The 25,983-nt window shown below is 69.4% G+C and carries 27 protein-coding genes; 15 read left to right on the forward strand and 12 right to left on the reverse strand.

From position 1 onward, the window contains the following. From WYM_RS15670 to WYM_RS21230, 5 genes are all read left to right on the forward strand, one after another. Positions 1-1,012: cytochrome b/b6 domain-containing protein (locus WYM_RS15670; RefSeq protein WP_019181788.1), on the forward strand; the 1,012-nt coding region annotated here is incomplete at its 5' end. A 99-nt stretch (positions 1,013-1,111) separates the two neighbouring features. Further along, on the forward strand, positions 1,112-2,380 hold the full coding sequence (locus WYM_RS15675; RefSeq protein ID WP_019181789.1) for a sensor histidine kinase: 1,269 nt from the start codon (positions 1,112-1,114) through the stop codon (positions 2,378-2,380). Then, positions 2,368-3,060, forward strand: coding sequence for a response regulator (locus tag WYM_RS15680; RefSeq protein WP_019181790.1), 693 nt, complete (start codon positions 2,368-2,370; stop codon positions 3,058-3,060). Before WYM_RS15675 ends, WYM_RS15680 begins: the two co-directional genes overlap by 13 nt. Next, entirely contained in the window at positions 3,057-3,494 is a 438-nt protein-coding gene (locus tag WYM_RS21225; RefSeq protein WP_157525254.1) for a hypothetical protein, read from the forward strand. The genes WYM_RS15680 and WYM_RS21225 overlap by 4 nt, the downstream gene beginning before the upstream one ends. Before the next feature lie 40 nt (positions 3,495-3,534). Continuing rightward, positions 3,535-3,945 (forward strand): hypothetical protein, encoded by a 411-nt coding sequence (locus WYM_RS21230; protein ID WP_019181792.1) that lies wholly within the window; start codon positions 3,535-3,537, stop codon positions 3,943-3,945. Between the two features lie 89 nt (positions 3,946-4,034). Here the strand turns inward: WYM_RS21230 and WYM_RS15695 are convergent, their stop codons facing one another. The 3 genes from WYM_RS15695 to WYM_RS15705 form a co-directional block, all read right to left on the reverse strand. Continuing rightward, positions 4,035-4,724: a pentapeptide repeat-containing protein gene (locus tag WYM_RS15695; RefSeq protein WP_019181793.1), complete on the reverse strand. Its 690-nt coding sequence runs from the start codon at positions 4,722-4,724 to the stop codon at positions 4,035-4,037. Positions 4,725-4,799: 75 nt separating this feature from the next. Next, positions 4,800-5,603 (reverse strand): coenzyme F420-0:L-glutamate ligase, encoded by an 804-nt coding sequence (gene cofE, locus WYM_RS15700; RefSeq protein WP_019181794.1) that lies wholly within the window; start codon positions 5,601-5,603, stop codon positions 4,800-4,802. A 94-nt stretch (positions 5,604-5,697) separates the two neighbouring features. After that, positions 5,698-6,204, reverse strand: a complete 507-nt coding sequence (locus tag WYM_RS15705) for a GNAT family N-acetyltransferase (protein WP_019181795.1) — start codon at positions 6,202-6,204, stop codon at positions 5,698-5,700. 176 nt (positions 6,205-6,380) lie between these two features. On the opposite strand from WYM_RS15705, the gene WYM_RS15710 reads away from it, so the two are divergent. Next, positions 6,381-6,941: a thioesterase family protein gene (locus WYM_RS15710; RefSeq protein ID WP_019181796.1), complete on the forward strand. Its 561-nt coding sequence runs from the start codon at positions 6,381-6,383 to the stop codon at positions 6,939-6,941. A gap of 18 nt (positions 6,942-6,959) precedes the next feature. Here the strand turns inward: WYM_RS15710 and WYM_RS22420 are convergent, their stop codons facing one another. Both WYM_RS22420 and WYM_RS15720 read right to left on the reverse strand, forming a co-directional pair. Beyond that, on the reverse strand, positions 6,960-7,091 hold the full coding sequence (locus WYM_RS22420) for a hypothetical protein (RefSeq protein ID WP_019181797.1): 132 nt from the start codon (positions 7,089-7,091) through the stop codon (positions 6,960-6,962). Positions 7,092-7,157: 66 nt separating this feature from the next. Next, positions 7,158-7,493: a hypothetical protein gene (locus WYM_RS15720; protein WP_019181798.1), complete on the reverse strand. Its 336-nt coding sequence runs from the start codon at positions 7,491-7,493 to the stop codon at positions 7,158-7,160. Between the two features lie 133 nt (positions 7,494-7,626). On the opposite strand from WYM_RS15720, the gene WYM_RS15725 reads away from it, so the two are divergent. After that, positions 7,627-8,403 (forward strand): EAL domain-containing protein, encoded by a 777-nt coding sequence (locus WYM_RS15725; protein ID WP_157525256.1) that lies wholly within the window; start codon positions 7,627-7,629, stop codon positions 8,401-8,403. A 6-nt stretch (positions 8,404-8,409) separates the two neighbouring features. On the opposite strand, the gene WYM_RS15730 is transcribed toward WYM_RS15725, so the two are convergent. Further along, on the reverse strand, positions 8,410-8,667 hold the full coding sequence (locus tag WYM_RS15730) for a hypothetical protein (RefSeq protein ID WP_019181800.1): 258 nt from the start codon (positions 8,665-8,667) through the stop codon (positions 8,410-8,412). Positions 8,668-8,720: 53 nt separating this feature from the next. On the opposite strand from WYM_RS15730, the gene WYM_RS15735 reads away from it, so the two are divergent. Next, positions 8,721-9,026, forward strand: coding sequence for a hypothetical protein (locus WYM_RS15735; RefSeq protein WP_019181801.1), 306 nt, complete (start codon positions 8,721-8,723; stop codon positions 9,024-9,026). On the opposite strand, the gene WYM_RS15740 is transcribed toward WYM_RS15735, so the two are convergent. Then, a complete protein-coding gene (locus WYM_RS15740) occupies positions 9,018-10,967 on the reverse strand; it encodes a bifunctional diguanylate cyclase/phosphodiesterase (RefSeq protein ID WP_019181802.1) in 1,950 nt (649 codons plus the stop codon). The genes WYM_RS15735 and WYM_RS15740 overlap by 9 nt on opposite strands. A 209-nt stretch (positions 10,968-11,176) precedes the next feature. On the opposite strand from WYM_RS15740, the gene WYM_RS15745 reads away from it, so the two are divergent. Further along, positions 11,177-11,749: a hypothetical protein gene (locus WYM_RS15745; protein WP_019181803.1), complete on the forward strand. Its 573-nt coding sequence runs from the start codon at positions 11,177-11,179 to the stop codon at positions 11,747-11,749. 41 nt (positions 11,750-11,790) lie between these two features. Further along, positions 11,791-13,128, forward strand: coding sequence for a hypothetical protein (locus tag WYM_RS15750; RefSeq protein WP_019181804.1), 1,338 nt, complete (start codon positions 11,791-11,793; stop codon positions 13,126-13,128). On the opposite strand, the gene WYM_RS21830 is transcribed toward WYM_RS15750, so the two are convergent. From WYM_RS21830 to WYM_RS15765, 4 genes are read right to left on the reverse strand one after another with little or no spacing between them, the layout of a single operon-like run. Beyond that, the gene (locus WYM_RS21830; protein WP_157525258.1) at positions 13,032-13,550 is read right to left on the reverse strand and encodes a hypothetical protein; all 519 of its coding nucleotides are present in this window, start codon (positions 13,548-13,550) and stop codon (positions 13,032-13,034) included. The two genes, WYM_RS15750 and WYM_RS21830, sit on opposite strands and share 97 nt — an antisense overlap. After that, positions 13,547-14,110, reverse strand: a complete 564-nt coding sequence (locus WYM_RS15755) for a hypothetical protein (RefSeq protein ID WP_019181805.1) — start codon at positions 14,108-14,110, stop codon at positions 13,547-13,549. The genes WYM_RS21830 and WYM_RS15755 overlap by 4 nt, the downstream gene beginning before the upstream one ends. After that, entirely contained in the window at positions 14,103-14,783 is a 681-nt protein-coding gene (locus WYM_RS15760) for a hypothetical protein (protein ID WP_237739441.1), read from the reverse strand. The genes WYM_RS15755 and WYM_RS15760 overlap by 8 nt, the downstream gene beginning before the upstream one ends. Before the next feature lie 9 nt (positions 14,784-14,792). Continuing rightward, positions 14,793-15,713 (reverse strand): LysR family transcriptional regulator, encoded by a 921-nt coding sequence (locus WYM_RS15765; RefSeq protein WP_019181807.1) that lies wholly within the window; start codon positions 15,711-15,713, stop codon positions 14,793-14,795. A 164-nt stretch (positions 15,714-15,877) separates the two neighbouring features. Here WYM_RS15765 and WYM_RS15770 point away from each other — a divergent pair, with 164 nt between their 5' ends. After that, entirely contained in the window at positions 15,878-19,702 is a 3,825-nt protein-coding gene (locus tag WYM_RS15770; protein ID WP_019181808.1) for a proline dehydrogenase family protein, read from the forward strand. 26 nt (positions 19,703-19,728) lie between these two features. Here WYM_RS15770 and WYM_RS20525 read toward each other — a convergent pair whose 3' ends face one another. Further along, positions 19,729-20,757 carry a LacI family DNA-binding transcriptional regulator gene (locus WYM_RS20525; RefSeq protein WP_202802646.1) on the reverse strand — a complete coding sequence of 343 codons (1,029 nt, stop codon included), beginning with the start codon at positions 20,755-20,757 and terminating at the stop codon, positions 19,729-19,731. 345 nt (positions 20,758-21,102) lie between these two features. Between WYM_RS20525 and WYM_RS15780 the strand changes: the two genes are divergently transcribed. From WYM_RS15780 to WYM_RS15795, 4 genes are all read left to right on the forward strand, one after another. Further along, positions 21,103-22,461, forward strand: coding sequence for an ABC transporter substrate-binding protein (locus tag WYM_RS15780; protein WP_019181810.1), 1,359 nt, complete (start codon positions 21,103-21,105; stop codon positions 22,459-22,461). 71 nt (positions 22,462-22,532) lie between these two features. Beyond that, positions 22,533-23,459, forward strand: coding sequence for a carbohydrate ABC transporter permease (locus tag WYM_RS15785; protein WP_019181811.1), 927 nt, complete (start codon positions 22,533-22,535; stop codon positions 23,457-23,459). Next, positions 23,456-24,382 (forward strand): carbohydrate ABC transporter permease, encoded by a 927-nt coding sequence (locus WYM_RS15790; protein ID WP_019181812.1) that lies wholly within the window; start codon positions 23,456-23,458, stop codon positions 24,380-24,382. Before WYM_RS15785 ends, WYM_RS15790 begins: the two co-directional genes overlap by 4 nt. Positions 24,383-24,435: 53 nt before the next feature. Further along, positions 24,436-25,947, forward strand: coding sequence for an alpha-N-arabinofuranosidase (locus WYM_RS15795; protein WP_019181813.1), 1,512 nt, complete (start codon positions 24,436-24,438; stop codon positions 25,945-25,947). The last annotated feature ends 36 nt before the right edge of the window (positions 25,948-25,983 follow it).

Raw genomic sequence — 25,983 nt, forward strand, 5'->3', positions numbered from 1 at the left:
GACGCCGTCCGGTGTGCCGCTGGATCGGCCGCTTCCCTTCACCCGCACCGTGTGGCCGGGCACGGCCGCTCGCGCGTCGACGGGCTCAGCGGCAACTGCGGAGCCGAAGCGGATCGGGCCGTTCACCCGCCTGCAGTGGGCCGGCGCCGCGATCGTCGGCGGCGCGGGTCTGCTGATCGCGGCCGGCATGGCCGTCGCGCTCGTGCGGTATCTGCTCAGCACAGCGTGGGGCATCGACTTCCTCGCCGCCTATCCCGGCGAGTACCACCTGCCCGATACGGCGCCCGTGGGGTTCCCGGCGTGGCTGGGGTGGTCGCACTTCTTCAACGTGTTCCTGATGGTGCTGATCATCCGGTCGGGCCTGCGCGTGCGCTCCGAGAAACGGCCCACGGTGTTCTGGTCTCCGCGCAGCAACGGCCGCCGCAAGATGAGCCTGACGCTGTGGTTCCACCAGGCCCTCGACGTGCTGTGGCTGGTCAACGGCGTGCTGTTCGTGGTGCTGCTGTTCCTCACCGGGCAGTGGATGCGGATCATCCCCACCTCGTGGGAGGTGTTCCCCAACGCGGTCTCGGCCGGGCTGCAGTACGTGTCGCTGGACTGGCCCACCGAGAACGGCTGGGTGAACTACAACTCGCTGCAGCAGCTGGCGTACTTCGCGACGGTGTTCATCGCGGCGCCGCTGGCCGCCATCACCGGCGTGCGGATGTCGCACGTGTGGCCGAAGGAGGCGAAGGCACTGAACAAGGCCTACCCCGTCGAGTGGGCCCGCGCCGTGCACTTCCCCGTGATGATCTACTTCGTGCTCTTCATCTTCGTGCACGTCGTGCTGGTCTTCGCGACCGGAGCGCTGCGCAACCTGAACCACATGTACGCCGCACAGGACGCGGTCAACTGGACCGGGTTCTGGATCTTGGCCGTCTCGATGCTCGTCATCGCCGCCGCCTGGGTCGCGGCTCGGCCCCTCGTGCTCGCCCCCATCGCACGCCTGTTCGGCAAAGTCTCGGGCCGCTGACCCGACCCCCGCAGAGGCATCCCGCCTGGGGGATAACCCGAATCGAAGTCTCCGGCTGACTCAGGGGCGCCAGGAGCGGGGTCGGCCTACCGTGAGGGTATGACTTCCGACACCACCTCGTCCGCGCCACCCTCCATGGCCTCACCCCTGAGGGTGGCCGGCGCGATCGCACAGCTCGCCGCGCTCGGCGTCATCGGGCCTGTGATCTTCTCCCTCCTCTTCGGCCTGTTGGGCCTGGGCCTCGGACTCCTTCCGGTGCTCGGCATCGGCCTTCTGCTGCTCGTCGGCTTCGTGTACGCGATCTTCGCGCTCGGCTGGCTCGAGGCGGCCCGGATCGACGGCCTCTACGGCTTCGGGCTTGCGCGGCACCGGCCCCGCACGAGCGGTCGCCCCGGCTTCGGCGGCTTCCTGCGCACCCTGTGGCTCCAGGCGATCGACCCGATCAGCTGGCGCGGGGTCGCCAACGCGGCCATCGCCACGATCCTCGGCTGGATCGTCGTCTTCCTGGCGGGCCTGGCCGCCTCGGGCCTCGTGCTGCTGTTCACGCCGCTCTTCGCCCAGGGCAGCGCCGTCACCCTCGGCCGCACCGACATCGAGGTGCCGCTGTCGTGGGCGGTCCCGGTCGGCCTTCTCTCGACGCTGTTCGCCCTCGCCGCGATCGTCGGCCTCGGCATCCTGCACGGCATCATCTCCCGCGCCGTCGTGGTGCCCTCCCGCGAAGCACAGCTCGCCGAGGCTGCACGCACGTCGAGCGTGCAGCGGGCCGGCGCGGTGCGCGCCGCCGACGTGGAGCGCACCCGCATCGAGCGCGACCTCCATGACGGCGTCCAGCCTCGACTCGTGTCGGTCGGCATGACGCTGGGTCTGGCGCAGCAGAAGATCGATTCCGATCCGGATGCCGCGAAGGCGCTGGTCGCCGAGGCCCACACATCGACCAAGGCGGCCATCACCGAGCTGCGGCAGCTGGCCCGCGGCATCCACACCGCCGTCCTCGACGATCGCGGACTGGACGCCGCACTGTCGGCGCTCGCGGGCCGTTCGGTCATCCCGGTGCACCTCGATGTGCGCATGGACGGTCGCTGCAGCCGCGACACCGAGGCGGCCGCCTACTTCACCATCGCCGAGGCCCTGACCAACGCCGCCAAGCACGCGCGCGCCACCGAGTGCCGCGTCACGGTGCGACTGCGCGAACCGGGCACGCTGTGGGCTCGCGTAGAGGACAACGGCATCGGCGGCGCCACCATCGTCGCCGGCGGCGGGCTGGACGGCATCGTCAACCGGGTCGTCGCCGCAGGCGGCCAGGCCCGCATCGACAGCCCGGCCGGCGGTCCGACCTCGGTGGAGGTGAGCATCCCGTGCGCGTCCTGATCTGCGAAGATTCCGCGCTGCTGCGCGAGGGTCTCGTGCGGGTGCTCGAAGACGCCGGGCACCAGGTGGTGGCTGCCGTCGCAGACGCCTCCCGGCTCGACGAGATCGTCGGCGAGACCGCGCCGGACCTGTGCATCCTCGACGTCCGACTGCCGCCGACGTGGACCGACGAGGGCATCCGCGCCGCGCTCGGGCTTCGTGCCCGGCGCCCCGGACTGGCGCTCGTGGTTCTCTCGCAGTACGTCGAGGAGCGCTACGCCGCCGATCTCATCGGGGCGAGCGCCGGCTCGCTCGGCTACCTGCTCAAAGACCGGGTGGCCGACGTGTCGGAGTTCCTCGAGGCGGTGCAGCGCATCGCCGGCGGCGCCACCGTGCTCGACCCCGAGGTCGTCGCGCAGCTGCTGAGCCGCCGCTCACGCGACTCGCGCATGCAGCGCCTCACCGATCGCGAGTCATCCGTGCTCGCGCTCATCGCCGAGGGCCGGTCGAATCAGGCCATCGCCCGCACGCTGCACGTGAGTGAAGGCAGCGTCGAGAAGCACATCACCGCGGTGTTCCAGAAGCTCGGGCTCGAACCCGACGAGTCCGGCAACCGCCGCGTGCTCGCCGCGCTCGCCCACCTCGAGCACGGGACCACCCCGCCCCAGACGACTACGCCCCAGACAGGAGCAGACCGATGAGCACCACCGTCACACCGCCGCCCCCTCCCGCCCCGCCGGCTCAGCCCGGCCCCGGCCAGCCGGGCGCGAATCAGCCCGGCTCGCCGGGGGCCCCCGCATCCGGATCCTCCCGGGTGATCGCGATCCTCGTCATCGCGGTCGGTGCGATGGTGCTGCTCGGCACCGTCGTCTCGTCGGCGTTCGGCACCTGGGCCGCGGCATCCGTCCACACCACCACCCGCACGCTCGAGGTCGACGGCGTGACCGACCTCGACGTCCAGGTCGATGCGGGCAGCTTCCGCGTCGAGTTCGACGACGTCGACGATGCCGAGCTCGACGTGCGCAGCGCATGGGGGGATCGACCGCTGGAGACTCGAGCGAGAAGGCGACGAGCTTGTCATCGCCTCGCCGAGGGGCTGGCTGAACAGCTGGTTCGGCGGCTGGTTCGGCGGTAACGGCAGTGCGGTCCTGCGGCTGCCGGAGTCGCTGGAGGGCATGGATGCCGACCTCGGCCTCGCCGCCGGCGAGCTCGGTGTCGACGGCTCGTTCGGCAGCCTGGGCCTCGAGGTCGGCGCCGGACGTGCCGATGTCACCGGCTCGGCGACCAGTCTGGACGCCGACATCAGCGCCGGGCACGCCGAGGTGGAGCTCGACGGCGTGCGTCAGGTGACCACCCAGGTCAGCGCCGGTTCATTGGAGGCCGCCCTCACCGGGCGGGCGCCCCGCGAGATCACCGCCGATGTGAGCGCCGGCTCGCTGCGCCTGACGGTCCCCGAAGGCGAGTACGACATCAGCTCGGAGGTCTCGGCGGGCGACTTCCGTGACGGCATCGGCAGCACGGAGGACGCCGGCAACACCATCCGTATCACCGTGTCCGCCGGCGAGGCGGTGCTTCGCGCGCACTAGCGCGAAGGTCCTTGACGGGCCGGGTTTCGCGCGAGCGATCCCCGGCCCGTCGCGTCTGCGCCGCTGCCCGATCGCGTCAGTCGCCAGGCTCACTCGTCCACTCGGATGCCGGCGAGGTCGGCCAGGGCCGGTGCCATCAGCTGCAGCTGCTCGAGCGATATCGTCGCGCCGCGCAGGCCCTCCAGGCCGGTCACGGCGTCGACGATCGCACCCCGCAGGTCGACGTCGGCGAGCGCGGCGCCCGTCGCGTTCAGGCTCCTCACACGGCAGCCGTCGAACGCCACGCGCCGGGCCTTCGAGCCCATGAGGTCGATGTCGTCGATCGTGCAGTCGACGAAGGCGACGTCGAGAAGCTCAGCGCCGCGCAGGTTCACGAAGCCGAGTTTGCAGCGGGTGAAGCGGATGCCGCGCCACGAGGCGTCGTAGGCCTCGACCGATCCGAACCTGCTGTCGCGGATCACGATGTCGCGCAGGCCCGAGCGTGCCGCACTGGCGACCGTGATGTCGGCCCCCGAGAAGACGGATTCGACGATATGCGCCCCGCGCGCCGACCATGAGCCGACGGTCGTGCCGGTGAAGCGGCATCCATCGATCGTGTCACCGCCGTCGAGGGCCCAATCCTCGACGGCCAGTGGCGCGTAGTCCACGCCCTCGAACCGGCCCGCTTCGAACATCTCGAGGTCGCCGGGGACGAGGTCCGCCAGCACCCCGTCGTCGAAGTCGAAGGACGGCGCCTGTGTCGCCCGGGAGCTTCGAGATCTCGATGTGCGCGCGGGCATGCCACGACCCTACCCGGCGCGACCGACGCGACGTCGACACGGGCCGACGCCGCGGAGCAGTGCGCCGGCGTCGGGCTACGGGCCGGACTGGAAGGCGTCGGCGTCGGCATCCCGGCCCGCCGCGCGACCGTCGGCGAATCCCTCGGCGTACGCCTCGTCGGCGCCCAGCCGGAACATGTCGCGTTCCAGCGGGCGCACGATGGACCGGGCACCCGGCAGATCGAGCGACCCGACGAGGTCCGCACGTCCCCGAACGACGGCGACCGGCAGACGCGCAGCCTTTCCCTTGACGAGATCGGCCGCGGCGGCCAGCTCGTCGCCGACGCACGGCATGGTGACGACCAGAGGGCGCCCCTCGGCATCCGTCCCCCCGCGCAGATCCTCGAAGACCTGCACGCCCCCGGCGCCGATGGCGTGATCGGTCTGGCCGTCGCGCCACGCGCGCCCGAGCGTGTCGGAGACGATGACTCCGACCAGCACGCCGAGGCGATCGCGCAAGCCGTGCGCGAGGGTGCGAGCTGAGGCGTCGGGGTCCACCGGCAGCAGCAGCACGGTGCCCTGGGGAGTGTTGGACGCGTCGACGCCCGCCGCGGCCGACACCATCCCTAGTCGGTTCTGCACGATGCGGGTCGTCGCGCCGGTGGTCGCGGTGCGAGTCGCCACCACTCGGACGGTCTCGGACGTGATGGCGTCCTCGCGATCATCGGCGACGACGAAGCGGCCTTCGGCCTTCGACACGATCTTCGAGGTGACCACGACGATGTCGCCGTCGGCCAGGGTGTCGCCGGCGGCGTCGGAGATGATCCCGACCAGGTCGGCGCCGGCGGTGATCTCAGGGATGCCCTCGAGGGGCCAGACGGTGAGCGGCGGCTTCGGCATCCCCTCAGTCTCGCCGATCCGGCGGTGTCGCCGAAAACGACCAAGGGGCGGCCGGCGAACCGGCGCGCCCCTTCGTGAAGAAGCCGAGTGCGAGTCAGCGCACGAAGCGCACCTCGGTGAGCGTCTCACCGAGGAACGGCTCGGTGTGGGTCGCACCGTCCAGGGCGAAGCCGTTGCGGGTGTAGAACCGGTGGGCACGGGGATTGTCGTCGGCGACCCACAGGTACAGCGGCTCGCCGTCGGTGACCACGGCGTCGAACAGCTTCTGGCCGATGCCGGTGCCGTGGTACGCGTCGAGCAGGTAGATGAAGTACAGCTCCCGGAATCGCGGGGCGTCGCGGTCGCGCGACGGTCCTGATCCGGCGAAGCCCACGATCTCGCCGCCGACGAGGGCGGCGAACATCTTGAACTCGGGGCCCTGTGCGGCCCAGTGGGTCCAGAGCTCTGCGAGGCGCTTGGGAGAGACCGCTTCGAGGGCGGCCTTGCTGATGAGGTGGTCGTACGTCTCGTGCCAGCAGGTCGCGTGGACGCGCCCGAGGGCCTCGGCGTCGACGTCCCGCACCGGACGGACGACGATGTCGGTCTGGAGTTCTGCTTCCATGGCCAGACTCTACGCGCGCCGACGCGTGGCACGAAATCGGGCGAACGCAGGGTGAACGACGTGCGAAGGGGCGCTGCCGGCACGCGCAGAAGAAGCGGCTGAGGGGAGCGCCGGAGACTGTCGGCATCCCACAATCGAATCGGCCGATGAGGCGTGGATCGATACCATCACACTTCGTGAACGTGATCTGGCGGACCCTTCTGGTGATGATCACCGCGCGGCGACGCGCGAAGCGGCAGGGCCGGCTCGGGCCGACCGAGATCAGCCGGGTCCGGCTGACCACTCTGCCCACCGACATCGATCTGCTGCGCCACATGAACAACGGCCGGTATCTGTCGCTGTTCGACCTGGGCCGCTGGGACCTGCTGGTGCGCACCGGGCTGTGGGACGTCATGACGAGCCGCGGCTGGTACGCCGTGGTGTCGAGCGAGACGGTGACGTTCCGGAAGTCCCTGAATCTGTGGCAGCGGTTCGACGTCGAGTCGCGCATGATCGGACACGACGACAAGGCGATCTACCTCGAGCATCGCGCCGTCGTGGACGGCGAGGTCTACGCCCGCGCGATCATCCGCGCCCGCATGCTCAAGCGCGCCGGGGGCACACTGTCTCACGAGGAGCTCTTCGGGGCCGTCGGGCGCCCCGAGGGGATCCCCGAGGTCGATGCCTGGGTGCACGACTGGGCTGCGGCATCCGCTCTTCCGCCGACCCGTGCCGAGGCGCCCAGCGTGTGGAGCTGACGGCGCCGGAAGCGACCCTCAGCGGACGATCGCGAGAATCACAAGCGACAGCGACCCCGCCATCGCCACGTTGATCGCGGCGAGCAGAGCCGTCCACATGCGCGTCGTGCGCGCCGCGATGACGGCACCCTGGCTCAGTCGGCTTCCCATGTCTCGAAGCTACGATCCGGGCCCGCCGACGAACTGCCCCTTGACAGGAGCGGCTCTTCCACGTATTTAGCGCGGCGCAGCGCCGGGCTTCACGGGCACCGTCGGATCCTCGGGCTCGGGGACGATCGTCAGGCCGCCGGGCGAATTCGACGCCTTCGTGAGCAGCTCGATCCACGCGGGATTCAGGCGCGGCTGCCTGCTGCCGAAGTACTCGAAGGCGAGCGGAACGTGCGGGCTGAGCCACACGGACGTCCGCCCCATGCCGCTGCGCATGGGATCGGTCCACGTGAAGGCGAACGTCTCGGAGCGGCGGAGCTTCGACCAGATCACGGCTTGGAGGTGGGCGAGGACCCGGTCGTCGAACGAGACGGTGACGCGGGAGTCGTAGGTGAACGTACCCATTGATTCAGACTATCGGTGTGCGAAAGCCCCGCGCTCACACGACCTCCCGCAAGCACGCTGTGCGAATAGTACACATTTTTCGATCGCGCGTCGGGTGTTGCGGTCGGGGTTGACCTGGAACACCCTGGTGGGCATGACCAACACGCCGCTGCTCACGCGCGATCTGAAAGCGGCCGTCTCAGGCGGGCGGCTCGAGGTCGTCTACCAGCCGATCTTCCGCCTCCACGACTGGTCGGACATCACGTCCCGGCCGGCAGCGGTCGAAGCGCTCTCGCGGTGGAACCATTCGGTGATGGGGTCGGTCTCGCCGGTGCGGTTCATTCCGCTGGCCGAACGGGCCGAGTTCCTCGAAGAGCTCGATCGCCTCGTTCTGGCGGCCGCTCTGGCTCAGCTGCGCGAGTGGCACCGCGCCGGCCATGTCATCGGCCTGTCGGTCAACGCGTCCCCCACCCACTTCGCCAGCGAGTACGTCGATGCGGTGCTCGAGCGAGCAGAGAACCTCGGCACGCCGGGAGCCCTCACGGTGGAGATCATCGAAGCGCCGTCGCCTCAGCTGATCCCGGACATGAACGGTGCCCTCACACGGTTGCGCGAGGCTGGCGTCGTGATCTCGGTCGATGACTTCGGCGGTGGGGACACGACGCTCGAGATGCTCGAGATGCTTCCGATCGACGAGGTGAAGATCGATCGGACGCTCACGCAGCGCGACGACGCCGAAGCCGACGACGCGGTGCGGGCCGTCGTCGAAAGCGGCCGCGCACACGGCTGGCGCACCGTCGCCGAGGGGATCGAGACGATCGCCGACCTCGAGCGCTCGCGCGATCGAGGATGCGACCGGGGTCAGGGATTCCTGCTCGGTCGTCCCACGACGCCGGACGGCATCGAACGGATGCTCCGGCGCGCGGGCTAGTCGCTGCTAGATCTGCGGGAACTCGTCGTCCGAGTCGCCGTCATCGTCGGTCGACGCGCTTTCGCCGACGTCGATCTGCGACCACGTGACGGGCATGCCCGGCGAGAAGAGGATGTCGATCCCGGGGCCCCCGCGCAGCGGCGGAACGTTCACATAGCCGCCACCAGCCTTGATCGCCTCGAGGATCTGCTGCTTCAACTGGGTCACGGGCTCCGGGAGGAAGTAGTCCCGGCCGTCCACGGTCAGCCTGTTCACGATCGCCATTGCTCCACAGTACCCGGGCATGGCTCGAGCGCGAGGCCCCTTAGGATCGAACCGTGGGCACTCTCCATTACGGCTCTCCGGCTGCCGCTTACACGATCGACGACCGCACGCTCGCACACCTCGAGCTCGTCATCTTCGCGAAGCTCCGCCGCCAGGAGAGCCTTTCGTTCGCCGTCACCGACGAGACGACGCAGCAGCGTCAGGCCGTCTGGATCTCTCCGGCGACCACCGTCAGATTCGAGTACGACGCACCGATGCCCGAGATCAACAAGATCTGGCTGCAGGAGCTCGTCGAAGCAGCGAACTCCCCGGGCGGGCTGCGGATCCTGCCCGAGCCCGAGCCCGGCTCGTCACGCTGAGACGCGGCCTCGTCCGGCTCGTTTCGCCCGGTACATCGCGGCATCCGCCGCTGACAGCAGCTCGGCCGCGCTGAGCGAATCGGTGTGCGCCACCACCCCGGCCGACGCCGTCACGCGCAGCTGCGCGCCGTCGACGGCGATCGGCTCCGACACGGCCTCGATGGCCCGGGTCGCGATCCGGTCGGCGCCTTCCTTGTCGACGTCCACGCAGACCATGACGAACTCGTCCCCGCCCAGCCGCGCCACGACGTCGGTGCCCCGGGCGATGCTCGAGAGCCGACGTCCGACGGCCGCCAGCACGACATCACCGGCGTCGTGTCCATGGCTGTCGTTGACGTTCTTGAAGTCGTCGAGGTCGAGGAAGACGACGCCGACGCCATGGTTCGGGGTGCCGAGGAGGTCGTCGAGCCGCTCGTCGAGGAACCGGCGGTTGTGCAGGCCCGTGAGTGCGTCTCGAAGCGCCAGCTCCGCGAGCTCGGCCTGCGCCCGCGCCGCGAGAGCGGCGCGGATGTCGGCGCCGAGCTCCCGTGCGTCCAGCGCATGCTCGCCCCACGGCAGTGATCGTCCGGTCACGCTCTCGCGCCACGCGGAGAACGAACGACGCGGAGACAGCGGGTCGTCGCGGTTGCCCGGGCCCTGATCGCCCAGCCAGTCGACGGTGTGCGCGACCTCGCCGCGCACGAACACAAGGCAGTCCTCCTCGCCGAGGGGAACGATGAGAAGTCCCGCGACGCCCGGCATCTCGACGGCCAGTTCGGGCCGCTCCATCGGCAGCGCGTCGGAGGAGAATGACTCGGGTCCGAGCGAGTCGATCACGCGGGCGATCGCCGCGAGCGGCGGAAGCTGGCCCACCGTGTGGTCGGTGCCGCCGATGCGCACGAAGGCGCCGTCGGCGGGCACGACGTCGAGGATGGTCCTCTCGCCGCCCAGCAGCACGCGCGCGATGTCGCCTCGTCCATACAGAGGAGCCGTGACTTCCGCACGACGCTGACGCGCCTCGAGCTGCCGCCGCAGGTGCGCGATGCTCTCGGCGGCAGACAGCTGAAGCGAGAGCTGGCTGGCCATGACCTCGATCGCACGACGCAGGAGCACCGGGAGGCGGCGCGGCGTCCGGTGCGCGCATGTGATCATCCCGGCCAGGCGGTCGTCGATCACGAGCGCGAACGACACCGTCGACGCCTGTCCCATGTTGCGCATGAACTGCAGGTGGTGCGGCGACGCGGCGCGCAGCTCGGTCAGCCCGAGGTCGACGGTGGCATCCGGCAGCAGACTCTGCAGGCCGAGGCCGGGGTCTTCGGTGTCGACGATCGCGCGCGATCGCTTCTCGAGGTACAGCGCCCGCGCCTGGGACGGGATGTCGGAGGCGGGGAAGTGGAGGCCGGCATAAGGCTCCATGTCGGGCTCGCGCGCATCCGCGGCCACGTCGCCGTGCCCGTCCTCGTGGAACCGGTAGACCATGACCCGGTCGAACCCGGTGATCGCCTTGATCTCCTCCGCCGCACGCGTGCGCAGCTCGTCGGGATCGGTGATCGACGCGACCCGCTGAATGGCGCCGACGACACCGGTGCGGACGTAGTCGAGCTGGGCGACGATCGGCTCCAGCTCGACCATCAAGGGTGAGGTCTCGCGGTGGACGATGACGTCGTAGACGGCGCCCTCGAACTCGGCTCGCACCGGGTCGACGGCGACGCCGTGCGACACGGCCCAGCTGAGGACGTCGCTCTCCGCCTCGTCGAGCCGGCGTCCGAGCCAGTGCGCGGCATTGTCGCTCGCGAGCACGACGGTGGAGGTGGCGGGGTCGACGCCGACCAGCACGCCGTGCGACTGGATCCGGCCGATCGTGCGGATGGGCTCGGCTGCGCACTCCTGCAGGCGCAGCGCTTCGGATCGGTCGCGCTCACGTTCATTGTGGAACGCCGGCAGGGTGGGACTTTCGGTCACGAATTCTCCTCGGGGGACGCAGATCCCTCCGGCGTCACCCGCAAGGAACACCATCGTAAGCACAACGGCGCTGTGTGAACACTTGATCGAGATCGTGCCTAGCGCACCGGCGGGCGGGCCGCAAGCGGTTTGCCCGGCACTGTCCTCGTGAGGTTTCCTGGGGTGTGAGTGCCGGCGACCCGTCCGGCCCCGGACCGAAGGAGTGCGCCGTGGACACGACCACCCTCATCTGGATCATCGTCGGCATCGCGATCCTTCTCGTGATCGTCGTCGTCGCCCTGCTCCTGACCGCCCGCGGACGCCGCGAGCGCCGTATGAAGCAGCAGCACGATCGCGCCGAGAAGCTGCGCGACTCCGCCCGCGAGACCGAGGTGAAGGCGCAGGAACGCGAAGCCGAGGCCGCGAAGGCGAGGGCCGACACGGCCGCTGCCAACGCCGCCGCCGAGGCTGCGAGAGCACGCGCCGCAGAAGCCTCGCTCGACGCCGAGCGCCGAGCGAGCACGATCGACGAGCATCAGGCCGATGCAGAGAAGCTCCGGGCAGAGCAGGCCGAGGCGCTGCGGAAGGCGGACGAGGTCGACCCCTACGCCGGTGACGGACGCGCGGATGCCGCGTCGGCCCGTCCCGCAGGCGATGCGGATCCCGGCTCTCACCGTGATGTGAACGCCGACGGCGTGCGGGACGACACCACGGTTCAGCGGGACGCCTCCCGGCGTGACGAGGTCGGCTCCGACGAGGTCGTCGACCCGGCGACGCGTCGCCCGCGGCCCGACAACGTCTGACGCGTGCGCACGGCAGCGGGTCCGCCCGCTACCGTGGGTTCGTGATCGCCGTCCTCCAGGTTGCCGGCCGCCTGCTCTGGCGGCACTGGCCCGTACTGCTGACCTGGTATCTCGCGGCACTGCTCGCTCGCTATGCCCTCATCGAAGTGGCGGGCTTCGTCGGGGCCTACAGCGCCGTCGCCGGATCCCTTCTCCTGCCACTCGCCATCCTGGCGAGGCTGATCGCGCTGGTCGCGATGTTCCTCGTGCTGCGAGATGGGATGCGGCAGCTCAACGCCATCGCGCCCCTCACCACCGAGCCCGGTGCGCGGCGACGCGAGTTTCTCGACGCGCTGATGACCGGCATCCTTCCGTTCTTCGCCTTCTACGCGGCGTGGGGATATCTGCGGGAGGACGCCGTCGCGTACACGGCACGGGTACTCGAGGTGAATTCCGGACTGCGGTGGCAGGAGGCGGCCGAAGAGATCCTCGGCGAAGAAGGAGTCGTTGCCGAGCTCGCGGGTGACGGCCAGGTCGGTGAGTTGACGATCACACCCATCACGATCGCCATCGTCGTCGTCGCGTTCGTTCTCCGATGGCTGTGGAAGCGGCACCGTGAGCAGCTGCCGCGCTGGACGGGTGGCCTTGCGGCCTACCTTGAGGCGCTGTGGGTGTATTACACCGTCACGGTCGTCGGTCTGGCGCTCGGTTTCGTGAGCTCGTGGGTGGGATCCCGACAGGCGATGGTGTGGCTCGCCGACTTCCGTGAGGCCATCACAGCCGGCTTCGCGCCGCTCGCGTGGATCTGGGAGGGCATCGAGTGGTTCCTCGGCGAGGCGGGCGGCATCATCCTTCTCCCTGTCGCGTGGCTCACGATCGCCGGGGTCATCTACGGCCACGCCGTCGCTCCTGGGTCCGTCTCGGTCGACGGCATCGGCGGGGAGGCGGTCGCGCGCGCGCGCAGCCGCTACCGCTCGCTGCCCAGCCGCGTGCGGTCGCGCCTCGCGGACATCGGGTCGGACTTGGTGTCCCGGTTCACTCCGATCTGGAACGCGCTCGTTCTGATGTGGCGTTCGGGGCCGGTGCTGATCGGCGGCTTCGTGCTGCTCTACACGGTGCTGCTGGCCGTCGAAGGACTCCTGGAGTGGGGCGTGACGCGGGTCGTCGGGCCACACGGCATCGATGAGTTCTGGCTGGTGTGGGACCAGCTGATCCTCCTCATCGTGCCCCTGCTGATCGAACCGGTGCGCATCGCTCTCATCGCCGGCGGGTACGACGCGGTGATCGGCCGGCTGATCGTGCGTCAGGGCTCCACGATGAGCCGCGCGAACTCGGGGATCCGCTCGGCTGAGGTGACCTCGACGGTGAACGGCCCCGAGGCGTCGAGCGGCACCAAGTAGTCGAGGTCGAGCGCGTACGGCGCCGCCGTCTCCGAGTCGCAGGATTCCCGCAGGTCGAAGTCGCGCTCCGGGTCGAGATCGTAGGCCGATGCCGCGTCCCACTGCCGCTGTGAACCCTCGAGCTCGCGTAGCTGAGGGATCGCGCAAGAGAATCCGAGGCCATGAGGGTCGATCAGGATGCGCACTGCCACGACTCGGGCGTCTTCGGGCGCCAGCGGCCGATCGGTGAACTCGGCAGTGGCAGGCCCGACGGTGGCGTGAGCATACTCCGTGGAGTCGCCGGCCTCGACGGCAATCGGGATGCTGGCACGGCCGCTGTAGTAACCCCACCATTCGTTCCACCCCACCGCGATCGTCGTCGCCGGGACGAGGACGAGTAGGACCCCGAGCGGGACGGCGTTGGCGCGCCACCACCCCGTCATGGCTGAGCCCATTCCGTGGCGGCAAGTTCCGTCGCACCCGCATCAGTTACCTCTGCGAGGTCGAATGGAACCAGGATCATCGAGTCCAACCGCGTGTCCACTCCCTCGAGAGCGAGCTCCAGCACGGCGTTCCCGTTTGTGATTCCCACCGGGAGCTCGAACGCCACGCTCCCCGACTGCGCGATGCCGGCCGCGAGCTGCTGTTGTAGCAGTGAAGCGGGTCGTTCGCTGGCCCGGTAGCGCACTCCGTCGACCACGAGCTCGACGTGTGCCAGTTGCGCGCCGGATTCGGAGAGGACCGACGCCGCGGCCAGATTCACGACGAGCCAGTTGCCCTCCGCAGACCATCCACCGGCGCTCACCTCGCCCGCGCGGCGGATGTCGGTCACCGTCACGTTAAGGTTGCGTCCGGTCGCCGGCTCGCCGACCGCCGCTGTCACGTGGAAGGGCGCCTGCGCCTGGTCCTCTCCGGGCGTCACGAGCGCGACGAACCACGCGACGACGACGAGTCCAACGCCGATCGGCCACGGCGCCCACCGCGGCAGCCGAAAGTCACTCATCGCCGGCCCCGTCCTGATCGGCGTCGGCCCCGGCCCCGACGTCCTCGATCTTCACAGTGACGACCGCGTCGGCCTCCGGGTCGTCCCACCACTGGCCGGCCAGCACGAACGAACCATTGGTCAGGGTGGTCTCGTACAGGGTGATGTCGAGCTCATCGCCTTCCGCGTAGCGATCGGCCTCGACGGGCCACGCGTACACGATGGTCGCTGGGACCCCGGGTTGCAGCCAGGGGCTGCCGGTGGCGTCGTCCAGTCGCGCGGTCCCGCGCCGGCTGTCGTCCTCAAGGCCCGCGACGGCGAAAGTCGCGTCCATGCCGTTCGTGTTTGTCGCGGTCGCTCGCTGCGGCTGCGTCCATCGGTTCTCGATATCGGTCACGAGGACGAGAACGCGCTCGCCGTCTTCGGGCGACGCGCCCGAACCGGGCAGCTCGTCGATGAGCACCGCCCGCTGCACGGTGAGGGAGCGCTGATCGGTGGTGTGCGGCTCACCGGGCTCGAGTTCGGTCAGCGCGGGCGAAGCCGCGGTCGCCAGCCCACCGAAGGCCGCGGTCACGGCGAGGAAGAGGCCCGTCGCGATGCCGGCGAACCACTTGGTGGGGACCCGATCGCTCGCCGCGCGCACCCACTCGAACCGGCGCTTCGGCACCGGAGCGGCGTCGGGCGTCTCGGACACGAGCACAGCCTACGGGGAGTCGGCCGCCGCGTCGGCTCGCCCGATCGGAAAGGCGGCCCGCAGCGCGCGCCGCACCTCTCCGATGCCGGCGCTGGCTGCCGATGCGGACCGCTGCGCGAGAAGGACCTCTCGGGTGGGAGTGCCGGGAAGTTCGAGGAGCGAGACCGGAACGGACGCGCCCGCCCACAGCAGATCGGGGAGAACGGCCACGGCCTGCCCCGCGGCGACGAGCCGCGCGTGGGCCGACAGATCCGACAGTTCGTACCGCACGTCGGGCTCGAACCCGGCGGCCCGGCACTGCTGCACCGCCCACAGGCGCGCCGCGGTTCCCGCCGGCTCCATCACCCAGGGGCGATCGGCGAGGTCGTCGAGCGATGCCGCCGGATCGCCGGATGCCACGGCCAGGCGGATCGGGTCGGTTCCGAGTGTCTCGCGCTCGAGTCCCGGCGTGTGCGGACGCGTGTGTCCCGGGTACTGCTCTGCGATCACGAGATCGACGCCGCGTGCGGTGAGCTCGAAGAGCCCCCGCTCGGGCGGCATCTCGACGAGCTCGACCCGCAGGTCGGGTGCGCTGCCGGAGAGGAGGCGCAGCGCGGTGGGCACGATCGCGAGCGCAGCGGTCTGCATGACCGCCACGCGCACCGGGGCCGGCCCCCATTGCCCGGCCCCGCTCAGCGAATCGATCTCGCCTCGAGCCTTCTCGTCGAGGTCAAGAGCGCGCGCAGCGTGCGCGGCGAGCGCGCGGCCCTGCTCCGTGAGCCGCAGCCGCCGGCCGTCGGGGACGAGCAGGGTGACGCCGGCGTCCTTCTCGAGCTGCGCGAGCTGCTGCGAGATCGTCGACGGGCTGAACGACAGGGCCTCCGCCACGGAGGCGAGGGTTCCCCGCAGGGCGAGTTCGTGGAGCAGCCGCAGCCGTCGCAGTTCGAGCATGGCCGTCCCATCGATGGATTCGAACGATACTGATCGTAGATGGTCGCTTTTCACGAACGGACGGATGCCTCATCGTGGATTCCATGCAGAGCTTGAACCGCATCGCGCACACAGAGGTGCAGGCTGGGATCACCGAGTCTCAAGCCGCGATGTCTGGAGTGCGAATGAACGACGTGGACCCGCGCCTCGCCGAGCAGGCGGTCGCGCTGGCGCAGCGGTGGACCACCGAGAGCGCCGAGGTCGAGGTCGACCCCGCCGCCGAGCGACTGGCCGGGGTCCTCAAAGATCCGAACGGGCTGCCTTTCACGATCGGGTTCGTCGATGGCGTGATGCGTCCCGAGAGCCTTGCGGCCGCGGCATCCAATCTCCACCGCGTCGCGCCGCTCGTGCCCGACTTCCTGCCGTGGTACCTGCGGGGTGCGGTCCGCGTGGGCGGCAGTGTCGCGCCGGTGCTGCCGGCGCCGGTCGTGCCGATCGCGCGGCGGGTGCTGCGCGAGATGGTCGGTCACCTCGTCGTCGATGCGCGCCCCGAGAAGCTCGGCCCCGCGATCGCGGCGCTGCGCGAGAAAGGGGCGCGACTCAATCTCAACCTCCTCGGTGAGGCGGTGCTCGGCGAGCAGGAGGCGCTGCGCCGCCTCGAGGGGATCCACGACCTGATCCGGCGACCGGACGTCGACTACGTATCGGTCAAGGTCTCGGCGATCGCGAGCCACATCTCGATGTGGGCCTTCGACGAGGTGGTCGACAAGGTCGTCGAGCGGCTGATGCCGCTGTACCTCAGCGCCGCCGGCTCGCAGACGTTCATCAACCTCGACATGGAGGAGTACCGCGACCTCGACCTGACGATCGCGGTGTTCACCCGCATCCTCGAAGATCCCCGCCTGCGCGGACTCGAGGCGGGCATCGTGCTGCAGGCCTACCTTCCGGACGCGCTGCCGGCTCTGCAGGAGCTGACGGCCTGGGCGCAGGCACGCGTCGCGGCGGGGGGAGCGCGCATCAAGGTGCGGCTGGTCAAGGGCGCGAACTTCGCGATGGAGCGGGTCGATGCCGTCATGCACGGCTGGTCGCCGGCGACCTACGACGCGAAGGTCGACTCCGACGCGAACTATGTGCGCTGCCTGGACTTCGCCCTGCGCCCCGAGCACACCGCGGCCGTGCGCATCGGCGTCGCCGGGCACAACCTGTTCGACATCGCGTATGCGTGGCTGCTCGCCGCGCAGACCGGCGTGCGCCCCGAAACTTCGACAGGCTCTGCGCAAGCGACATCCGCCGTCGCCGGCGCGTCGCCGGATGTCGAGTTCGAGATGCTGCTCGGCATGGCGCAGGGACAGGTCGACGCCGTCTCGCGCGAGGTCGGGCACGTGCTGCTCTACGTGCCCGTGGTGCGTCCCGACGAGTTCGATGTCGCCATCAGCTACCTCGTGCGACGCCTGGAAGAGAACGCCTCGAGCGAGAACTTCCTCTCCGCGGCGTTCGACCTCGCCGACGACCCCGCGATGTTCGCGCGCGAGCGCGACCGGTTCCTCGCCTCGCTCGAGCGCGCAGCCGACGCGTCCCTGCCGATCGGCCCGCGTCGCGCGCAGGACCGCAGTGACGCGCCAGCCGACTCCCCGCGGGCGCGGGCGCGACTGCTGCGTCCGGCCGCGGGCGAAGACGAAGCCGGACTCACGCAGGCCGTGATCGGCATCGCCCGCTCCGCGGCGTCGCCGATGGGAGCACCGGGCGACACGGCGCCCATCGCCCCTTGGGCCGAGGAGCAGACGTTCGCCGGCGAGGCCTTCGTCGAGACCGCGGTGTTCTCGCCGCGTGAGAACGCGGGCGCCTTCGCCGGCGCTCCGGGCTTCCGCAACGCGCCCGACACCGATCCGGCGCTCCCGGCCAATCGCGAGTGGGCGCGCGACATCCTCGCGCGCATCGAGACCTCGCGCGCCGGCGATGCGACGATCGCGGCCGCGCGGATCGCGGACGAGGCGGCGCTGCAGAGCGTCGTGGCGCGGGTGACGGATGCCGCGGTCGGCTGGGGTTCGCAGCCCGCAGCCGATCGGGCCGCCGTGCTGACCGAGGCCGCCCGTGCTCTCGAAGCCCGTCGCGGCGAGCTGATCGAGGTCGCCGCCTCGGAGACCGGCAAGGTGTTCGCCGAGGCCGACGTCGAGGTGAGCGAGGCCGTGGACTTCGCCAACTACTACGCCGCCACCGCGCGCGAGCTGGACCGCGTCAGCGGTGCCGTCTTCGAGCCCGACCGGCTGACGGTGGTGACGCCGCCGTGGAACTTTCCGATCGCGATCCCCGCGGGCGGCGTCCTGGCCGCGCTCGCCGCCGGCTCGGGCGTGATCTTCAAGCCCGCTCCGCAGGCGCGGCGCTGCGCAGCGGTGGTCGCCGAGGCGCTGTGGGAGGCCGGTGTGCCCCGCGACGTCCTCGCTCTCGTCGACATCGACGAGGGCGGACTGGGGGAGGCCCTCATCTCGCACCCGGCCGTGTCTCGCGTGATCCTGACCGGGTCGTGGGAGACTGCGGCGCTGTTCCGGTCGTGGCGGCCCGAGCTGCCGCTGCTGGCCGAGACCAGCGGCAAGAACGCGATGATCGTCATGCCCTCCGCCGACCTCGACCTCGCGGCATCCGATCTCGTCAAGAGCGCCTTCGGGCACGCCGGCCAGAAGTGCTCGGCCGCTTCGCTCGCGATCCTCGTCGGTCCGGTCGGTCACTCCCGCCGCTTCGCGCGACAGCTCGTCGATGCCGCCACATCGCTGCGCGTCGGACCACCGACCGATCCGCTGGCAGAGGTCGGGCCGGTCATCGAGCCGCCCCAGGGCAAGCTCGAGTGGGCGCTCACGACGCTCGACGCGGGGGAGCGGTGGCTGGTGGATCCTCGCCCGCTGGACGCGGATCCCGAGCTGAGCGGACGGATGTGGAGCCCCGGCATCCGCACCGGCGTGCAGCCGGGCTCGCGCTTCCACCGCGAGGAGTTCTTCGGACCCGTGCTGGGCGTCATGCACGCCTCATCGCTGGCGCAGGCGATCGAGCTGCAGAACGCCGTCGCATACGGACTGACGGCCGGGCTCTACACGCAGAACCCCGACGACCTCGCCCTCTGGCTCGATCGCGTCGAGGCGGGCAACCTGTACGTGAACCGGGGCATCACCGGCGCCATCGTCCAGCGGCAGCCCTTCGGCGGCTGGAAGCGCTCCTCGGTCGGACCCGGCACCAAAGCGGGCGGCCCCAACTACCTCGTCGGCCTCGGCCGCTGGCGCGCGACCACCGGCGGGGCGCCGTCGGCGACGCTGCACCTGCGGGGCCTCGACTCCCGCATCACCTCGATCATCGAAGCGGCCCAGCCCTCGTTGAGCTACGAGGCGTTCGAGTGGCTGCGACGCGGTGCCCTGTCGGACGCGATCTGGTGGGACCGGGAGTTCGGCCAGGTCAAGGACGTGTCGGGCCTCGGCATCGAGCGGAACCTGTTCCGCTACCGGCCCGTCGCCGCCGTGGCGCTGCGGGCCACGGCCGACGCGACCTGGCAGTCGGTACTGCGCGCCGCGATCGCCGGGGTCCGCTCCGGAACAGCGCTCACCCTCAGCGCTCCCGTCGGGCTTCCGGCCGCCGTGCGCCGCGCTCTCAGCGACCAGCACGTCACAGTGTTCGTCGAGAGTGACGAGCAGTGGCTCGAGCGCATCACGCAGCCCTCGTCCCCGGATTCAGGGCGCGATGCCTCTGCCGGGGCGCACCAATCGCGCCCCGACCGACCGAACGCGCCGCACGCGCATGAGGTGGTCCGACCGACGCGCGTGCGCCTCATCGGGCCGGCCGCGTCGGTCGCCGCGCTGCATCACGCGGTCGCATCGGCAGTGTCGGGAGACCCCGACCTCGCGGTCTACGACAACGACGTGACGACGGCGGGCCGACTCGAGCTGCTGCCGTTCCTGCGCGAGCAGTCGGTCACGATCACCGCCCACCGTTTCGGCAACCCGGACCCCTGGTCGGAGTCGGTGATCTGACGCGCCCGTTGGACCGAGCGTCGAGCTCAGTCCGCCTCGGTGCCGGGGAATCCGGTCGACTCTCGCTGCACGATCCGGAACGCCGGCTTGAACGTCTCGGGCGGGCGTCGCTCGCCCTTCTCGACGATGCGCTCGATGAGCCGGTCGACGGCGATCGCGGCGATGTCGGCGCGACCGGTGTCGACCGTCGACATCGACGGAACCGAGTACTTGCTCTCGTCGATGTTGTCGAATCCGATCACAGCGACGTCATCGGGCACGCGCAGCCCCTCTTCGCGGAGGGCGCGCAGCACGCCGAGGCCGAGTGCGTCGTTGAGGGCGAAGACCGCATCGAAGTCGACGCCCTGCTCGACGAGGTGATGCGTCGCTTCGGCGCCTCCTGCCCGGCTCCACCGGTTCATCTCCGTGGCGCGGACGAGATCCGGGTCGAGGTCGATGCCGGCCGCATCGAGCGCCCGGAGGTACCCCTTCAAGCGGAGGTTCGCCGAGCTCGCCTCATCGCCGCCATCGAGGTCGGCCCCGATGAGCGCGATCCGTCGTCGCCCGATCGCCACCAGGTGCTCGACGGCCGCCTGCGCGGACGACGTGTTGTGCATCGTGACGTGATCGGTCGGTCCGCCGAAGATGCGCTCACCGAGAAGGACGAGAGGTCCGTCGCCGTCGAGTGCCGCGGCGTCATCCTGACCGAGGCTGACGGGGCTGAAGAGCAGGCCGTCGAGGAAGCGGGGCCGGTTGCCCGTCACGGCGCGCAGTTCGGCGTCGCGATCGCCGCTCGTCTGCTCCACCATGACGCCCAGTCCGCGCTTCTCCGCCGCCCGGATCACCTCGTCGGCGAGCTCGGCGAAATAGTTCTCGCGAAGCGAGGGAACGGCCAGCCCGATCACTCCCGTCCGTCCGGAGCGGAGTCCTCGAGCCGAGAGGTTGGGGCGGTAGTCGAGCTGCTCGATCGCCTCGATCACGCGGTCACGGGTGCCCGGCCGCACGTGGGGATAGTCGTTGATGACGTTCGACACCGTCTTGATCGAGACGCCGGCCACCCGAGCGACGTCATGCATCGTCGGCCCCATCCGCGCCCAGCCCTTCCGTGTGCGATCACTGCACTCTACTGCGTCCTCGTGCGGCCGATCCTCGCAGGCGCAGCACCGGTGGGGCGAGGGCGGAGAGCCGGTGTGCAACGTTGTGCTCGCCGCGCGAAGACAGCCGGCGGCTTGCGGAGTTTCGACGCGTCCGCAGAAATTCTCGAAGCGACCTTGACAGTCCTCAGCGGCGGTGCAACAGTGTCTACAACGTTGCTCTACAACGTTGTAGACCAGCCCCGCACGGAGCGCCCACACGCGCCCGAGCTCTGGGGTGCGGTCGTGCACCGACGAAGAAGTCAGCAATACCGAAAGGAAACTCCAGTGAAGACGAAGCCAGTCCTTGCTGCGGTCACAGCGCTCGCCCTGGCCGGAGCCCTGTCCGCATGCACCGCCGGAGGCGGCGGCGATAACGGCGGCGGCGGCAACGACGACGCGAACTGCACGAACACGATTCCCAAGGAGGATCTGCCTGTCGTCACCATGTGGGCCTGGTACCCCAACATGGAGCTCGTCGTCGACAACTTCAACGAGGAGAACGACGAGGTGCAGGTCTGCTGGACGAACGCCGGCGCGGGCGGCGACGCCTACGACAAGTTCCAGACCGCGATCTCAGCGGGCAGCGGCGCTCCGGACGTCATGATGGTCGAGGCAGACCGCATCGCGACATTCCAGGCGCAGGATGCCCTCGTCGACCTCAGGGACCTCGGCTACGAGGACGTCGCAGACAGCTTCAGCGACGGCGCCTGGAAGGACGTCTCGGTAGGTGACGGCATCTACGGTGCACCGGTCGACGGCGGCCCCATGGGCATGATCTACCGCACCGACATCTTCGAGCAGTACGGCATCACCCCGCCGACGACGTGGGCCGAGTTCGAGACGGCCGCGCAGACGGTGAAGGATGCCGGAGGCCCCGTCTTCGCGAGTTTCGCTGCGAACCAGCCGGCCGAGGTCACGGCGCTGATGTACCAGAACGGCGCGGAGCCGTTCACGTACGACCCCGCGGACGAGGGCGCGATCGGGATCGACCTGAACAGCGACGAGATCAAGGAAGTCCTCGACTACTGGAGCGGTCTCGTCGAGAAGGGCCTGGTCGGCACCGAGGACCAGTTCACGCCCGAGTACATCGCGGGCGTCATCAACGGCGACTACGCCACCTACCTCTCGGCCGCCTGGGCTCCGGGCTACCTGCAGGGATCCGGCGTGGGCGAGGGTGCGGACGCCGGCGTGTGGGCGAGCGCTCCGATGCCGCAGTGGGATGCGAACAGCCCGATCGCGATCAACTGGGGTGGCTCGGCTTTCTCGGTGTCGAGCCAGGCGAACGATCCCGAGCTGGCGGCTCAGGTGGCCTTCGGCGTCTACGCGGACCAGGCATCGCTGGACGACGGCTGGCAGAACCAGATCATCTTCCCGCTGAACGTCGAGGTGCTCGAGTCGGAGGAGTTCCTCAACTACGAGGTTCCGTTCTTCGACGGCCAGCAGGCCAACAAAGAGGTGTACGTGCCGGCGGCCAATGCCTACGAGGGCATGACCTACACGCCGATCGGCCAGTACTACTACTCGCAGCTCACGGAGCAGATCGCCCGCATCAACGACGGCTCGGCAACGGGCTCTGAGGCTGCGGACGCACTGCAGGAGGCGGTCGTGGCCTACGCAGAGGAGCAGGGGTTCACCGTCCAGTGACATGACGCGGAGGGCCGGTTCGTGCTCGTGCGGACCGGCCCTCGGTCATCCCTTACATACCCGGAGAAATCATGACAGCGACAATCGCACCTCCCGCGAAGACGAAGGTTCGCAGATCGACCGCGGCGCGACAGAACCTCTTCGGATGGCTCTTCGTCGGACCGTTCGGAATCATCTTCCTGGCCCTTCTGGTCCTGCCGATCGGCTATGCGTTCTACTTGAGCCTGTTCCAGAAGTCGCTGATCGGCGGCACGAGGTTCGTGCTCTTCGGCAACTACGCCAAGGCCTTCACCGACCCGTCGTTCCTCGACGGCGTCTGGTTCGTCATCAGATTCTCGCTGGTGCTCATCCCGCTGCAGATGGCCGTCTCGCTCGCGATCGCGCTGATGCTCGACATCGTGGTCACCAGGTTCGCCCGCTTCTCACGTCTCATGATCTTCCTGCCGTACGCGATCCCGACCGTGATCGGCGCCCTGATGTGGGGGTTCCTCTACAGCGACAACTTCGGCCCGCTGGCCGAGGTCTTCGAAAGCGTGGGTAGACAGGCGCCTGACTTTCTGAGCACCGGTCTCATCTTCTACGGCCTGCTCAACATCGTCACGTGGCAGTGGGCCGGCTACTACATGATCGTCATCTACGCGGCGCTGCAGGGGATCGATCCCACGCTCTACGAGGCAGCCCGCATCGACGGCGCATCCCAGTGGCAGATCATCCTGCGGATCAAGATCCCGCTGGTCGCCCCGGCGCTGCTGCTGATCCTCGTGTTCGCTCTCATCGGCACCCTGCAGTTCTTCAATGAGCCGCAGATCCTGCAGCAGCTGGCCGCCGGAGCCATTCCCAACGACTTCACGCCGAACATGTACGCGTATCAGCAGGCATTCTCGCTGGCCAATTACAACTACGGTGCGGCGATCTCGTTCGCCCTGGGCGCAGTCGTCTTCGTCTGCGTCTACATCTTCCTGTTCGCCACCCGCAAGCGAGGGAGCGTCCTCTCATGACCGTCACACCCGTCGAGGTCACGGGCATCCCCTCCGCGCCCGACGATGCCTCCAAGCAGAAGCGGCCACCCCGCGCTCGCGGCCGCATCCCGCTGAACATCGTGCTCGCGCTGCTGTTGATCTACTTCCTGATCCCGTTCTGGTGGCTCATCGTCAACAGCTCCAAGAGCGCGGCCGGACTGTTCGGGGGCGACAGCTCGCTCTGGTTCGCCGACGACATCGACTACATCGGCAATCTGATCGACCTGTTCACGTACAGCGGGGGGATCTACGCTCGATGGCTGGCGAACTCCGCCCTCTACGCGATCGCCGGAGGCGTCGGCGCCACCGTGCTGGCGGTGCTGGCCGGCTACGGCTTCGCGAAGTACCGCTTCTTCGGCCGCCGTGCCTCGTTCGCGATCCTGCTGGGCGCGGTGATGGTGCCGACGACTGCTCTCGTGATCCCGACCTTCGTCCTGTTCGCTCAGGCCGGCCTGACCAACACGATCTGGGCGGTGATCCTCCCGACGCTGCTCAACCCGTTCGGCGTGTACCTGATGAACGTGTACGCCCGCGACGCGGTGCCCGACGAGCTGCTCGACGCCGCACGCGTGGACGGCGCGGGGGAATTCAGGACCTTCCTGCAGGTCGCCCTTCCGCTTCTGCGACCCGCCATCGTGACCGTTCTGCTGTTGTCGGTCGTGGCGTCGTGGAACAACTACTTCCTGCCGCTCGTCATGCTGTCGGACAACCGGCTGTTCCCCGTGACGGTCGGGATCGGCCTCTGGAATTCGACTGCGGCGACCTACGGCGCCGCCGGCGGTCAGACCCTCTGGAGCATCATCATCCTCGGCTCGCTCGTCTCGGTGATTCCGCTCATCATCGCCTTCCTCGGGCTGCAGAAGTACTGGCAGGGAGGGCTGTCCATCGGAAGCCTCAAGTGATCCTCGCCTGACCCAGAACCCCTTTCCCCTTCCCCGCTTCCTGGAAGAGCAGAATGATCCGCGCACACCTCACCATCGACCCGCATTTCACTATCGGACCCATCAATCGACGTCTCTTCGGCTCCTTCGTGGAGCACCTGGGGCGCTGCGTCTACGACGGCATCTACGAACCGGGCCATGAGAAGGCCGACGAGGACGGCTTCCGCACGGACGTCATCGAGCTGGTGCGCGAGCTCGGCGTCTCGACGATCCGCTATCCCGGCGGCAACTTCGTCTCGGGATACCGCTGGGAGGACGGCGTCGGGCCCCGCGAGGAGCGACCCCGGCGTCTGGATCTGGCCTGGCACTCGACCGAGACCAACCAGATCGGGCTCGATGAGTTCGCGACCTGGACGAAGAAGGTGGAGGGCGAGCTGATGTACGCGGTCAACCTCGGCACCCGCGGCATCCTGGAAGCACTCGACGTGCTGGAGTACGCCAACCTCCGTTCTGGAACCGAGTGGTCCGACAGGCGGGTCGCGAACGGCTACGCCGAGCCGCACGACATCCGCATGTGGTGCCTGGGCAACGAGATGGACGGACCGTGGCAGCTCGGCCACAGCACAGCCCACGAGTACGCCCAGCTCGCGTCGAAGACGGCGAGCGCCATGAAGCAGATCGATCCCGGCCTCGAACTCGTCGTGTGCGGCAGCTCGGGTGCGCAGATGCCGACCTTCGGCCACTGGGAGCACGTCGTGCTGAGCAAGACGTACGACAACGTCGATCTCATCTCGTGCCATGCCTATTACGAGCCGAAGGGCGACGACTACGGCAGCTTCCTGGCCTCGGGCGTGAACATGGATCGGTTCATCGACGCCGTGGTGGCCACGGCGGATCACGTGAAGGCCGTCCGCCGCAGCGACAAGACGATCAACATCTCGTTCGACGAGTGGAACGTCTGGTACCAGTCCCGCTACAACGAGGTCGACAAGATCACCGACGTCGCGGAGTGGCCCGTCGCGCCGCGACTGCTGGAGGACTCGTACTCGGTTCTCGACGCGGTCGTCTTCGGAAGCCTGATGATCTCGCTCATCCGGCATGCCGACCGGGTCACGGCGGCGAGCCTGGCGCAGCTGGTCAACGTCATCGCGCCGATCATGACCGAGCCGGGCGGACCTGCCTGGCGGCAGACGACGTTCTATCCGTTCTCCCTCACGAGCCGGCTCGCTCGGCAGGTGGCCCTCGAGCTCAAGCTCGACTGCCCCACCTATGCCACCGAGGAGTACGGCGATGTGCCGATCGTCGACGCGATCGCCACGCGCGACGAGGACGGCGGTCCGACGACGGTCTTCGCCGTCAACCGGAGTCTCACCGATGAGGTCACCCTCGAAGTCGACACGGCAGCCCTGGGCGCAGTCGCCGGCGCCGAGGCGGTGTCGCTGTTCGACGACGACATCCACGCCGCGAACACGCTAGGCGATCCGGAGCGCGTGACGCCCCGCGCGAACACGTCTATCGAGGTAGGGGAGGGGACGATCAGGATCACTCTTCCTCCGGTGTCATGGACGGCACTGACTCTCGACTGAGCGGCCGGCGCGGATCCTCCGGAGCACGATTGGGGT

The sequence above is a fragment of the Microbacterium yannicii PS01 genome (assembly GCF_000304335.1).
GTDB classification, from domain to species: Bacteria; Actinomycetota; Actinomycetes; order Actinomycetales; family Microbacteriaceae; genus Microbacterium; species Microbacterium yannicii_A.

Coding starts and splice junctions, on each gene's coding strand:
- WYM_RS15675 (WP_019181789.1), top strand. CDS start 1,112: ATGACTTCCGACACCACCTCGTCCGCGCCACCCTCCATGGCCTCACCC.
- WYM_RS21225 (WP_157525254.1), top strand. CDS start 3,057: ATGAGCACCACCGTCACACCGCCGCCCCCTCCCGCCCCGCCGGCTCAG.
- WYM_RS21230 (WP_019181792.1), top strand. CDS start 3,535: ATGGATGCCGACCTCGGCCTCGCCGCCGGCGAGCTCGGTGTCGACGGC.
- WYM_RS15695 (WP_019181793.1), bottom strand. CDS start 4,724: ATGCCCGCGCGCACATCGAGATCTCGAAGCTCCCGGGCGACACAGGCG.
- cofE (WP_019181794.1), bottom strand. CDS start 5,603: ATGCCGAAGCCGCCGCTCACCGTCTGGCCCCTCGAGGGCATCCCTGAG.
- WYM_RS15705 (WP_019181795.1), bottom strand. CDS start 6,204: ATGGAAGCAGAACTCCAGACCGACATCGTCGTCCGTCCGGTGCGGGAC.
- WYM_RS22420 (WP_019181797.1), bottom strand. CDS start 7,091: ATGGGAAGCCGACTGAGCCAGGGTGCCGTCATCGCGGCGCGCACGACG.
- WYM_RS15720 (WP_019181798.1), bottom strand. CDS start 7,493: ATGGGTACGTTCACCTACGACTCCCGCGTCACCGTCTCGTTCGACGAC.
- WYM_RS15725 (WP_157525256.1), top strand. CDS start 7,627: ATGACCAACACGCCGCTGCTCACGCGCGATCTGAAAGCGGCCGTCTCA.
- WYM_RS15730 (WP_019181800.1), bottom strand. CDS start 8,667: ATGGCGATCGTGAACAGGCTGACCGTGGACGGCCGGGACTACTTCCTC.
- WYM_RS21830 (WP_157525258.1), bottom strand. CDS start 13,550: ATGACGGGGTGGTGGCGCGCCAACGCCGTCCCGCTCGGGGTCCTACTC.
- WYM_RS15755 (WP_019181805.1), bottom strand. CDS start 14,110: ATGAGTGACTTTCGGCTGCCGCGGTGGGCGCCGTGGCCGATCGGCGTT.
- WYM_RS15765 (WP_019181807.1), bottom strand. CDS start 15,713: ATGCTCGAACTGCGACGGCTGCGGCTGCTCCACGAACTCGCCCTGCGG.
- WYM_RS15770 (WP_019181808.1), top strand. CDS start 15,878: ATGAACGACGTGGACCCGCGCCTCGCCGAGCAGGCGGTCGCGCTGGCG.
- WYM_RS20525 (WP_202802646.1), bottom strand. CDS start 20,757: ATGCATGACGTCGCTCGGGTGGCCGGCGTCTCGATCAAGACGGTGTCG.
- WYM_RS15785 (WP_019181811.1), top strand. CDS start 22,533: ATGACAGCGACAATCGCACCTCCCGCGAAGACGAAGGTTCGCAGATCG.
- WYM_RS15790 (WP_019181812.1), top strand. CDS start 23,456: ATGACCGTCACACCCGTCGAGGTCACGGGCATCCCCTCCGCGCCCGAC.
- WYM_RS15795 (WP_019181813.1), top strand. CDS start 24,436: ATGATCCGCGCACACCTCACCATCGACCCGCATTTCACTATCGGACCC.